The organism is Mongoliitalea lutea (genome assembly GCF_014652135.1).
GTDB classification, from domain to species: Bacteria; Bacteroidota; Bacteroidia; order Cytophagales; family Cyclobacteriaceae; genus Mongoliitalea; species Mongoliitalea lutea.
In genome coordinates this window covers 11,418-23,678 of record NZ_BMYF01000025.1, presented here as the reverse complement: position 1 = coordinate 23,678, position 12,261 = coordinate 11,418, and the positions used below count along the sequence as shown (strand labels likewise).

Genomic DNA, 12,261 nt, shown 5'->3' with positions numbered 1-12,261 from the left:
TTTTTATCCCCAAATCAACTTAACAGCAGCAATAAACAATACTAAAGTAAGCGTGTACTTCACGGCTTGATAATTGAATTTATTTGCTCCAACATAAGCTCCTAATGCTCCGCCGGCAATGGTTAAGGGCATCAAAACCCATAATTGAGGGTCAAATGTGATGGATGAGATATTGACTCCCAGCAAACCCGAGATAGAATTAAAGAATATAAACAAGGCACTGACGGCGGCGGTCTCTTTCATATTCGTCCAACCCAGTAAGAGTAGGATAGGTGATAAAATAATTCCACCTCCAATACCAATCAATCCTGATACAAATCCAATTCCCAAGCCTATGAGGGCAGCGATAATCCAGTTTTCAGCAATCCGTGGTTCAGTTGATTTGGGGAAAATATTCAGAAAGCGTAAAATTGGGAAAAATAACAGCATTCCTAGTATTTGCCTGTACAGGCCAGCGTCTATGGACATTTTTCCACCAACAAATGCCGCTGGTACAGAAAACAAGATGATGGAGAGGAATAATCTAGTAGGAAATCTTACCCTTCCTCTAAAGGCCCAAAAGGCCATAAATGATACCACAATATTAAGCATCAGAGCTGTTGGGCGAATCTGTTCAGGAGCGAAGTTGAATAAGGCCAAAAACATCAGGTAACTACTTGCACCCCCGTGTCCCACTGCGGCATACAAAAATGCTACCGTTGGCAATAAAATGTAAAGAATCCAGCTATATGCTTCCATGTTTACCAAAGATAGAGAGTCACTTGTTCACCCGCATCCAAAAAATCCACACCTTCCGGGATTTCTGCAAATCCATCGGCCTGAGCAAATGCGATAAGATTGAAGGACTCCTGACCGGGTAAAACCTGAACTTGACTGTCTGCTATCTTTACTTTTAGGAAAAATGTTAGGTTCGGATTTTTCTTGACAGGACTTGCTAAGGGTAGAAAACTTTTACTTTCCCAATCGGCTTTTTTACCCATCCATTGACGAATCGCTGGTTTGACATATTGGTTAAAGCAGGTAATAACCGATGCGGGATTTCCCGGAAGTGCAAAGATTAATTGCTGTCCTTTGATGCCTGCAAAGATTGGTTTACCGGGTTTTTGTTTGATTTTGTAAAAGAGCTCTTGCACACCTGCTTTTTCTAATCCACCTTTCACAAAATCATAATCACCCACAGAGATACCACCAGATAAAAGTACTAAATCGGCGTTTGATAAGGCTGTTTGTATAGCTTGACGAACCGATGCTGCATGATCCTCAACTCTGATAAAGTCGATTTCTTTAATGCCTTCCTGTTTCAAGTAAGCGTCCAACACCGGTTCATTGGCATTGTAAATCTGTCCATGTTCCAGTGTCTCTCCTACCTCTTTGATTTCATTTCCAGTAATGATGACCACCACACGGGGAGGAAGAAAAACGGAAACATCCTCCAAACCAACCGAAGCAAGTAAACCTATTCCGCCGGGTGTAATCAAGGATCCTTTGGGTAGTATGAGGCTGCCTAGTTGGGTTTGAGTGCCTTTTTTTCGCACATGCATACCCTTTTCAAGGGATTGATTTTGTAGAGAAATCGTGTTGCCAGAAACTGTTACCCATTCCTGCTGAATAACCGTGTCTGCGCCCTCTGGAATAGGTGCGCCTGTGAAAATACGGACTGCTTTTCCTTTCTCTAAAGAACTTGTTTCTTTTGCCCCCGCAGCTACTTCTCCATTCAATTCCCACGACTGAACACCTGCTTCCCAAGCAATCGCATAGCCATCCATGGCAGAATTATCAAAGGATGGCACATCCATGGGCGAAAAAATATCCTCCCCACAGACCAAGCCTGCGGCATCTCTCAAAGAAACTTTCCCCACGCTCTTGGAAGGGATATTTTGTTGAAGAATTTCTTTCGCCTGTTTTACGGTAATCATATTAATTCATTTGAAGTGCTCGCAACGTTCGCAAAGTTACCCACCACGAACGCCTCGATTTCCAATATTCATTATTTCAACCTTATTTCCACCATATTTCCATTTATTTCCTCTCTCCACCACCACGAATCTCTCTATTCCAAAATATCTCAATATCCTTATATCCACCAATATCAATCAATATCCCCAAAAACTATTTCAACCTTATTTCCACTATATTTCCATTTATTTCCCTTTCTCTACCACCAAGAATCTCTCCATCCCAAAATATCCTTTTATCCATTAATATCCACTAGTATCCCTATCCCCCAATCTTAATCATACTCCTATTCTCAATCTTCTCTGCTTCTGCTTGGGTATAATCGGGAGTAAATTGACCTCCGAGGGCAGCATGCTTATTCCATACAGATAAGCGAATCAAGGATTCAATGTCTTTTCCTGCTCTTAGCGCTCCCAGGATATCCATTTCTTCTTTCCCAAAAAGACAATTTTTCATTTTTCCATCAGCCGTAATTCGCATGCGGTTGCAGGTGCTGCAAAAGTGCTCGCTCATGGTGGTGATAAAAGCGAAGGTCCCGAGAAAACCAGGAACTTGGTAGGCTTTAGCTGTGTCGTTTGGTGCGTCTTTGAGTTTGGTGACTTCAAATTTTTCTTTCACCATATCCAGCATTTTGCCAGCTGTCAGTACTTTTTCTTTATTCCAATAATTGCCTGTGAAGGGCATAAATTCGATAAAACGCACATGCAGGGGGTACTCTTTGGTCAATTGGACAAAGTTGAGCAGTTCTTTTTCGATGATGCCATTTAAGGCAACTACATTTACTTTGACCCTAAAATTATGCTCCAGCAATAGCAGGATATTATCCCAGACTTTTTGAAACTGATCGCGTTTGGTCAGTTGGAAAAATGTATCTGCTCGTAAGGTGTCCAAACTGATGTTGACTTTTCTGATTCCAGCTGCTTTGAGTTGCTCCAAATAGCGATCGATAAGTACACCGTTGCTCGTTAAGGTGAGTTCGACGGGTAATGTGGAAAGCTTTTCAAGAATTAAAGGGAATTCTTTACGGACTAGTGGCTCTCCTCCGGTAAGCCGTATTTTTTTAACGCCTAATTCTACAAACTTTTGTGCGATCAACTCGATTTCATCCACTTGCATCAAATAAGCATTGGGCATGCTTTGGATGTCTTCATCGGGCATGCAATAGCTACAACGAAAATTACAGCTATCCGTCAGGGAAATTCTGAGGTAATCGTGTTTTCTGTTGAATTGATCTAGTAGCATGTGGATGGCTATTGGAGATACAAGGAAAAGCGAAGTTGTAGAGGAAATGTTCCGAGCGATAAGGAAATTACATGAGTGGAATCGTTTACTTGATGGATTAGCGTGTTTCTTTTTGAATTTTCTCCAACTGTCTTATGCCGAAATAGGCCACTGCTTTTCTTTTTTCCGGAACATCGAAATAGAGGTGGTAGTGATTGCTACATCCTGGGTTAAAGTTGGCTTCACACTTTGGGCATGAGTTATTAGAATCCATGTATTCCTGAATGGTTAATTCATGCCCACAGACCCCGCAAAGAATGGCTTTTTGATCAAATGCATCTTTAGGCCATACCTCATATTTATGGTCAGCTTCTTCCTCATGGCATGAGAAACAAGGGTAGTACTTGTCACAGCATTTGAACTTAATAGCAATCACATCCAAAGCAGAGTGCCAATGCACGCATCTGGTTTGGTTGTCTATCGATTTGCCAAAAACAGTAATGCCCTCGATTTCTATGATGTTGAAGAGTGGTTTGGTTTCATTTTGACTATGGCTTTTGATGTTTACTCCAAGTAAGAAAAACAAAAGAAAGGCGACAACAGAAGTACGGTACATGCAAGGTGTTCTTTGGGATAGATACAAAGATAAAAGCTTTTTCACGTAAATTTGTCAACTAATCAGAGCACGTACATGCGGTATATCGTTGGATTTTTATTTATAGTAAATTTAGTTGCATGCACTCCCCGGGGGCAAATCTTAGCCTTGAATAAGGTGGATGTTCAACCATTCATTGATCTCAGGATTCAAGAGTCAATTATGCTAAGCTTTCCTCAAAATCTTTCGCAATCGGATTTTAAAGCAGTGCGTGAATCCATGATAGCAGCCGTACGTATGCGGGGATTTCAGGATATTTTGGATATTGACGAACATGATTTTGAGTTAAAGGCAGCTTTGATCAATGATTTTTCTTTGAAGAGAAATATCCAACGGTTGAATGATAACTTGGGCGTTAGCTATTATTTGGAGATGCAAGTTGTCAACAGAAAGCCTGCACGTTTTTCCGGACTCGGATCCCAGCTTCAGTACAATGAGGCGATGGGAGCTCCGTTTGCAGGTTCACCAGGACTGATTCCAGATCCAGAGCATCTTACATGGACAAAATATACCTTGTATCAAACTGATGGCGCCATTCCTTTAGCTAGTATTGAAGTCAAGTCTAAGCATTTTCAAAACAATCAACTCGATGCCCGTGTGGTCCGGAAGGAAGTGGAGGCTTTGTTTCAGCAGATTTTTATGGCTGTGAATTGATAATTAAAACTGCTTTCGTTCTTTTTGGGATTAATAGAGAAGAGTAACTTCTCATGTCAAATGCTTTCAAATTGGATTGGTAAAAAAAATCACCGAATCAATCGAAATGGCAACATTACCAAATTCTGAATAAGATTCAAGGAAAGATTGACAGCAAATCCCAATAAGCGGAAGGGGAGCAACAGTAGCCAAACCAAGGGATAAAGAATCAATGCCAGCAGGGCGACTGGCCAACAGAGGATGCAGAGGATTAACCACAGGAGGAACGTGAGCATTGTCTGAGTTTTTTAAATACTAGTCCAAATTCAATGCCATGGCTACTAAATAATTGCAGAGAGCAAATAAAGGGAGTTTTGACTTTGAGCATGCACGATTTCGGACGATCTTACAGAGTAGCTGTCCGTTTGTGTAAAAATCCAAACTTTTTCAAAAGCCTGATGAATATCATCTTTTATCTCGGAGATATGTCTCTCCTTTGTAGCTGTGTTTTTATTCCATACAATCAATTAGTGCCATGAATAACGCTTTGCATCAGTTTCATATCCCTGTAATGGGATTGGGATTTACCATTGACTCTCCTTTGAAAGTAGCCAAATTTGGAATCACCTCTGTCGTGTCAATCGTAGATGACCATCTACTGGAGGAAATGCGACGGATTTATTCCCGAAAATATGCAGTTCCTTACATTCCTATTTTGGAAAAAGATGAAGATCATCGAGCCAAACGCGTAACTGCCTATTTGGACCTTCTGCAAGATTTGGTGGATCAACAAGTGGAGCAATTGAGAGCAGAAGATTTTGAATCATCGTCGACTATTCATGATTTTTTTGAACTCTTGCCGAGTAATCATGCCTATGCGGTCATGTACCGACAAATGCTGGAAGCAAATGGAGAGGAACAATTGGATCTTCAAAAGCAATTGAGAACATTCATCCAAGCTGGAAACATCGATGTCAATATCATGACGAAGGTGGATAAGATTAACCGAACCAAGACAGGTGAGGTTCTTCCTCGTGAATACTCTGATGCATTGGCGGCTTTAAGAGGTTTTGCTAAAAGTAAGGTCAGAGGAAATGTGGTGTTTTCCGCTGGCTTGAATCCTGCGCTTTACAGTTATTTGGAAGAATTTGAGGATTTTTTTCCAGATAAAGCAGGAAACATTGCCAAAGGAGTGATTTTGAAAGTTTCGGATTATCGCTCGGCTATGATTCAGGGAAGATTTTTAGCCAAAAAAGGGATATGGGTCAACGAGTTCAGAATTGAATCTGGTTTAAATTGTGGAGGGCATGCATTTGCTACGGATGGAATTTTGGCAGGACCGATTTTGGAAGAGTTTAAAGCCAATAAGCAGTCATTGGCTGATTTACTTCGAGAAGGATGCAACCAAGCGCTTTTAAGCAAAGGTCGTTTCTTGATTAAAGATGATACCCTTCCCAAAATTACCTACCAAGGAGGTTTGGGGAATGCCGAAGAGAATGAGTTTTTATTGAACCATTATGCCTTGGATGGAACCGGTTGGGGAAGCCCTTTCCTCTTAGTGCCGGAAGCGACGAGTGTGGATGATGAAACCCTCCAACGAATCATTGAAGCTAAAAAATCAGACTTCTACTTAAGTCATGCTTCACCTCTAGGAGTGCCTTTCAATAACTTGAGAACGAGCACTGGGGAAGATCAGCGGAAAGCAAGGATCGAAAAAAACAGGCCAGGAAGCCCATGTTACAAGAAGTTTTTGGCATTTAGTACAGAGTATTCAGATAAACCAATTTGTACAGCTTCCCGAGAATACCAAAACCTAAAATTGAAGCAATTCAATGCAGGAGAAGTTTCCCAACAGGAAGTGACGGAAGTACTGGAAAAGGACTGTTTATGTGAGGGATTGAGTGCCCCAGCCATCTTACATGCAGGAGAAGTTCCCGCACGAAATTTGAAGGCGGTAACTATTTGCCCAGGCCCTAATTTGGCTTATTTTAAAGGTATCTATAGCTTGAAAGAAATGGTTGGTCATATCTACGGAAAGTTGCAATTGCCACTTGACCCTGAGCGTCCACATGTATTTATCAAAGAATTGCAGCTCTATGTGCAGCATCTTCAAAAAGAGATGGAAAAAACCTTGCCTGAACAAACTGCCAAATACACGAGCTATTTGGAAAAGTTTAAAGGGAATTTGCTTGATGGAATGAATTACTATAAAAAGCTAGCAAACCAATGGAGTATGGACACGGAAGAAGTGATGAACAGCTTTAAGGCACAATTGCAAGCCTTGGAGGATGAGGTGAAGGGCTTGGTTCCTGCGATAGCTTAATCCAAAAGCGAATAAATCCTTTGGGTTTCATTCATAAAAAACCAAACCCTATTGATGGTTTGGTTTTTTATGGATCTATAATTCAAATCTATTGGAGGCTTCCCTTTGTATTATTTTTACTTCCTTAATGCCTAAACTTAGACCCCTCCATTACCTTAAACACATGAAGAACAGCCGGGAAAATGGCATCCATGCATTCTTCTGCGCCTTTGGTAGAACCAGGAAGTGCAAGCACTAGGGTGTTTCCGATCAATCCAGCAACTGAGCGTGAAAGCATGGAGTAGGGGGTTCTTTGTTGACCATAGGAGCGGATAGCCTCTTCTATACCAGGAACCTCTTTTTCCAATAATGGTCTGATAGCTTCTGGTGTCACATCCCTAGGGGAAAGTCCAGTACCACCGGTGAAGATGACTAAGTCCACTTTTTCAGCAAGGTATTGCTTCAATTGACGCTGTATCTGCTCTACTTCATCTGAAACGGCCAAATAATATGGAACTTCAATTCCGTGGTTCTCCAGTTTTTGGATGATCACTTTTCCTGCTCGGTCCTCAGCTTTGCCTGCGGTGATTGAATCTGAACATACAACTATCGCTGCCTTTAGGTTAGTATGCTTATCTTTTGAAAAATCTGTTTTTCCGCCTTTTTTTTCAACCAATTTGATCTGCTCAATACTAATTTGTTTATCAATAGGCTTGAGCATGTCGTACATAGTCAAGGCTACCACAGAAGCTGCATGCATGGCCTCAACTTCAACCCCTGTTTTATAAATGGTGTGGATTTCTACATAGACATAAACCTCTAATTCCTTGATTTCATAACTGATAGCGGTGAATTCTATCGGGAGTGGATGGCAATCAGGAATCATATCGGCAGTTCTCTTGGCTGCAAATAAGCCAGCTACTTTTGCCATTTCAAACACATCTCCCTTGGGTACTTTTTTTTCTACGATGGCGTCTATAGTAGTTTGTGTACTAACCTTGACAATTGCCTGAGCAATGGCTTTGCGAAGGGTGGGGGATTTATGGGTTATGTTGACCATTATTAGAGGATGGATTTATATGGGAGAAGTTTCAGGATTCAATAACCGAGATTAATAAAAAACAAGAATCAAGAAGCAAGAATCAAGATAAATTATTTCAGGTTACTTTTATTGGCAAAGTAAAGGCAACACTGTGAAAAAGCAAACCTTGAAAATAAGGTAATTGACTATTGTCGATATTTTTTAAACCATATCGTGTGACCTGAATCACATCCTAGCAACGCTTATAATTTAATTTTGCAACTCTGTAGCAAATGTTCAAGTCTTTTACACATATAGCCCTATCACATCTATTACTGCTTTCAGGAATGAACTATTCCTTGATTCAGACGCATTTTTATTTGAATAGGGCAGCCATTGCAGAGGCCTTTTGTGAAAATAAAGAGCAACCTGAATTGGCATGTGATGGATTGTGTGAATTGGATAAGCGTTTGGACCAAGCGAAAGATCATGAAGACAACAAGAAGGGGCTGATTCCTGAAGAGGTACAAATGCTGTACTTGTCGACATCTGCCAATCAGGTTTTTTTAACCCAGAGAAAAGTAGTTGATAGGTCTGAATGTTTATTCGTGCCAGCCAATCAACCTCAAGGAGCTTATCTTGAATTCTTTCATCCTCCAACTGCCTGATTTTTTTAAAGATCCACATGTGTATTGACAAATTACCTGCCAGCTACTCCTCTGCGAGTTAGCATGGATCAGTTTTGTCCAAGCCTTACTTTAATTTCAAAATTATTCTTATGAACTCGCCTTTAATTCAAGCGCATATATACCTGCATCTCCTATTGTTGTGGGGAGCAATCACCTTTTCTAATGCCCAAACGATCCAGCTACTCGATCGCCAAACATTAGAACCCATCATTGGATTGACTTATCAGTATGCTGATCAATCCGGTATTTCAGATGATTCTGGAAAAATCACCCTTCGCTTTCAAGCAGGAGAATCCATTCATTTTAGTCATGTTTTATATGGTAAATGGACTTTAAAAGCATCAGAACTCGAATCGGCTATAGGGGTGGGCAGGATTTTACGGATGGAACAATCCTATCATTTGCAACCGATCACCATAATTTCTTTAAAACAAACGGATGAAAAAGATCAGCGGATCAAGATATCCGATCAAGAGCGTCTCCACCACGATGCAGGAGCTATATTAAATCAAAATCCTGTTGTTAACGGGATACGAAAAAGTGGGGCTTTTGCATTTGATCCTGTAATGAGAGGGTTTAAGTATGAGCAATTAAATGTTGTCATTGATGGTCTTCAGTCAGCAATTGCTGCCTGTCCCAATCGCATGGATCCTCCAACTTCTCAAATTGCCTTGAACCGGATTAAGCAAGTGGAAATTCTCAAGGGACCGCATGCCCTTCGCTACGGCATTGGGTTGGGTGGAACGATCAACTTTGTACAGGAAGATCCTAACTTTTCCTTTCCAAATGGAGTCTATGGACGATATTCGACTATGTATGAGAGTAATGGGAATATTTGGAGACATGAGGGCAGAGTAGGGGTGTCAGGGGAGAATCATGATATCGGAGTCATGGGGTCATGGTCTACAGGCACTGATTATGTAGATGGTGAGGGCAATGTAGTGCCAGCAAATTTTAGAAGAGGAACGGTCGGAATGTATGGGGATTTTAAAGTGGGTAGAAGAGATTTGGTTCAGGTGACGGTCAATAGGAATTTTGCCAGAGACGTAGATTTTCCAAGTTTGGCGATGGATTTACGTTCGGATGATACCTGGATGGCTTCCTTGAGGCATACACGCACCTATCAACAACGTAATTTACTGTCATGGACATCTTCTATTTATCTTACCAAAGTAGACCATCTGATGGATAATTTGTTAAGAGATTTAAATCCTAGAATGAACAATGCACGAGTACCAGCTTTTACTCAGAATTATGGTGGACGTACGGAAGGTTTGTGGAAATTAGGGAATGGACGAATGTATGCTGGGGCAGATTATCGCTCTGAGTCTGCACAAGGAATCCGGGAAAGGGAATTTTTGATGGGGCCTATGGCAGGAAGAGTTGTATTGGATAATGCCTGGCAGGATTCACAGATTCAAAAATTAGGAACTTTTGTGAATTATAATTTGCCATTAGGTGCATACATGCTTTCTGTGAGTGGGCGCTTAGATGTCAATCACGCTGTAGCGAGGGATGTTGAACCAGAATTCGAACAAGCCAATGGAGCAACTCAAGTCACTCAATTGAATCCTGGTATTTCTATGGGACTTAAAAAGGACTTGACAGAGGAACTGAACCTGAGTGTGTGGTTGGCTAGGGTACAGAGAAGTGGTAGTTTGACAGAGCGATTTATCAATTACTTTCCAGTTGGCATGGACCCTTATGAGCTAGTGGGGAATGCGGCACTGAAACCTGAAACCAATAATCAATTAGATTTTGTAGTGGGCTATAGGAAAGAAAAAATCCAAGTGGAGTTTAATGCCTTTGCTGCCTACTTGACTGATTATATTACAGCAGAGCGAACAGAATTGACCCCTAGAATAGCCTCTGCTCCTGGAGTTAGGCAATTTATCAACATCGATAGAGCGTTGAAAACAGGATTAGAACTAAGCCTGAGTCAGTATTTGGGTTGGGGAGTGCAACAGGAGTTTGCATTTGCCTATACTTATGGTCAAAATCTTAGTATCTCAGAAGCACTTCCTGAAATTGCACCTTTGGACATTCGCTATGCTTTGATTGGAAATCATTTGGACAATAAGCTGCATTCAGCGCTCCGATTACGCCATGTGACTGCACAAAACAGAGTTTCAGTACTCTTTGGTGAAATGGCCACTCCTGGATTTACGCTAGTAGATGTGGATGCATCGTACGCGATTACGTCTCAATTAGCACTAAAAATTGGTGCTCAGAACTTACTCAACCAGGCGTATTATGAACACTTAAACCGTCCTATAGGACCTGATAGGAGACCCTTGTTTGCACCAGGGAGAAATTTCTTTGTGATGCTCAGTTTGAAGTTTCCTTAATGATTAGATGAAAAGAAGCTATTTGAGCACACGTTTTTAGCGTGCCTCAAATAGCTTTTTTAACTTTTTTATCTAAAATCGCTAGGTAGTTTATATGTTTGGAATGTAAAAGCCTGACTTAATACTTCATACCCATGACCCACTACAAACAGCTCTTTCAATTACCTGAAGACATACATTACCTCAATGCCGCCTACATGTCTCCTTTGCTGCGTTCGGTTGAAGAGGCAGGCTATCAGGCCTTGATTAAAAAACGCAACCCAACTCAAATCAAACCGGTTGATTTTTTTACAACTGCAGCTAGAGTTAAAGGCCTGTTTGCTCAGTTGGTTCATGCATCAGCTTCACAGGTTGCGATTATTCCTTCAGCGAGTTATGGGTTGATGACTGCTATTCAAAACCTTCCAACTAATCAGGGAAGCAAGGTTTTGGTCGTATCGGATGAGTTTCCTAGCGGTTTTTATACAGCTGAAGGCTGGTGCTCAGAGCATGGGCAATCCTTAGAAGTTGTATCTGCTCCTCAAATTCAGGCTGGCAGAGCTGCGGTTTGGAACCAACAAATTATAGATGCTATAGATGATTCCTGCACGGCGATTGTCATTTCAACCATTCACTGGGCGGATGGGACTATTTTTGATTTGGAAACAATAGGAGAGGCTTGTCAAAAACATAATTGTCACTTCATAGTCGATGGGACACAATCGGTGGGTGCCATGCCCATAGATGTGGATAAATATAACATAGACGCCTTGGTTTGTGCAGGCTATAAATGGTTGATGGGGCCTTATGCGAGTGGTTTGGCCTATTATTCCGAAATATATAACCATGGAAAACCTTTGGAAGAATCCTGGATGAACCGTGCCAATGCAGAAAATTTTGCATCACTTACCAATTATACTTCCGAATATTCCGAAGGAGCCGGTCGTTTTAATATGGGGGAATTCAGCAGTTTTAATCTGATGCCCATGCTGGAAGCTGCACTGATCCAATTGCTGGAATGGACTCCTGAGATGATCACTGCTTATGTGGATGAGTTAGCCAGACCCTTGATTTCCTTCTGTAAAGCCCATGGATTTTGGGTTGAGGAAGAGGATTATCGTGCCAAACACCTATTTGCTATTGGCCTACCAAGTGGAATTGAGCGAACGGACCTTCTGAAAGACTTGGAAGAAGCAAAAGTCTATGTTTCTGTAAGGGGAGAAGGTATCCGTGTTTCCCTTCACCTATTCAATACTCAAGAGGATATCCAAGCATTCATCAAGGTTCTTCATCAATCATTATAGGCTCTCGCAGATCTTGCTGATTTAACAGATTTATTACAGATAATTTTTAAAAGTTTTAGATCAGTGTTAAATCTGTTTGATTAGCGAGGGACCTTTCGAGGAATTTTGTTTTTGCTCGATTATTATTTTTTGTACTTTCCTGCAATCATCAAC

The 12,261-nt window shown here is 41.1% G+C and carries 10 protein-coding genes; 5 read left to right on the top strand and 5 right to left on the bottom strand.

Annotation, left to right across the window (positions count from 1 at the left end; translation table 11 throughout):
• Positions 1–3 precede the first annotated feature (3 nt).
• From IE080_RS16940 to IE080_RS16925, 4 genes are all read right to left on the bottom strand, one after another.
• Complete coding sequence (locus tag IE080_RS16940; RefSeq protein WP_189585467.1) at positions 4–738, bottom strand: sulfite exporter TauE/SafE family protein; 735 nt, start codon at positions 736–738, stop codon at positions 4–6.
• Positions 739–740: 2 nt separating this feature from the next.
• A complete protein-coding gene (locus tag IE080_RS16935; protein ID WP_189585464.1) occupies positions 741–1,916 on the bottom strand; it encodes a molybdopterin molybdotransferase MoeA in 1,176 nt (391 codons plus the stop codon).
• 301 nt (positions 1,917–2,217) lie between these two features.
• Positions 2,218–3,198, bottom strand: a complete 981-nt coding sequence (gene moaA, locus IE080_RS16930; RefSeq protein ID WP_189585461.1) for a GTP 3',8-cyclase MoaA — start codon at positions 3,196–3,198, stop codon at positions 2,218–2,220.
• Between the two features lie 97 nt (positions 3,199–3,295).
• Entirely contained in the window at positions 3,296–3,793 is a 498-nt protein-coding gene (locus tag IE080_RS16925; RefSeq protein WP_189585697.1) for a CHY zinc finger protein, read from the bottom strand.
• A 75-nt stretch (positions 3,794–3,868) separates the two neighbouring features.
• Here IE080_RS16925 and IE080_RS16920 point away from each other — a divergent pair, with 75 nt between their 5' ends.
• Both IE080_RS16920 and IE080_RS16915 read left to right on the top strand, forming a co-directional pair.
• Positions 3,869–4,486 carry a hypothetical protein gene (locus IE080_RS16920; RefSeq protein ID WP_189585458.1) on the top strand — a complete coding sequence of 206 codons (618 nt, stop codon included), beginning with the start codon at positions 3,869–3,871 and terminating at the stop codon, positions 4,484–4,486.
• A 514-nt stretch (positions 4,487–5,000) separates the two neighbouring features.
• Positions 5,001–6,788: a hypothetical protein gene (locus IE080_RS16915; RefSeq protein ID WP_189585456.1), complete on the top strand. Its 1,788-nt coding sequence runs from the start codon at positions 5,001–5,003 to the stop codon at positions 6,786–6,788.
• 124 nt (positions 6,789–6,912) lie between these two features.
• Here IE080_RS16915 and moaCB read toward each other — a convergent pair whose 3' ends face one another.
• Positions 6,913–7,827 (bottom strand): bifunctional molybdenum cofactor biosynthesis protein MoaC/MoaB, encoded by a 915-nt coding sequence (gene moaCB / locus IE080_RS16910; protein WP_189585451.1) that lies wholly within the window; start codon positions 7,825–7,827, stop codon positions 6,913–6,915.
• A 254-nt stretch (positions 7,828–8,081) separates the two neighbouring features.
• On the opposite strand from moaCB, the gene IE080_RS16905 reads away from it, so the two are divergent.
• The 3 genes from IE080_RS16905 (at position 8,082) to IE080_RS16895 (ending at position 12,108) form a co-directional block, all read left to right on the top strand.
• The gene (locus tag IE080_RS16905) at positions 8,082–8,456 is read left to right on the top strand and encodes a hypothetical protein (RefSeq protein WP_189585448.1); all 375 of its coding nucleotides are present in this window, start codon (positions 8,082–8,084) and stop codon (positions 8,454–8,456) included.
• 110 nt (positions 8,457–8,566) lie between these two features.
• The gene (locus IE080_RS16900; protein ID WP_189585445.1) at positions 8,567–10,825 is read left to right on the top strand and encodes a TonB-dependent receptor domain-containing protein; all 2,259 of its coding nucleotides are present in this window, start codon (positions 8,567–8,569) and stop codon (positions 10,823–10,825) included.
• Between the two features lie 134 nt (positions 10,826–10,959).
• Positions 10,960–12,108 (top strand): aminotransferase class V-fold PLP-dependent enzyme, encoded by a 1,149-nt coding sequence (locus IE080_RS16895; protein WP_229800703.1) that lies wholly within the window; start codon positions 10,960–10,962, stop codon positions 12,106–12,108.
• Positions 12,109–12,261 lie beyond the last annotated feature (153 nt).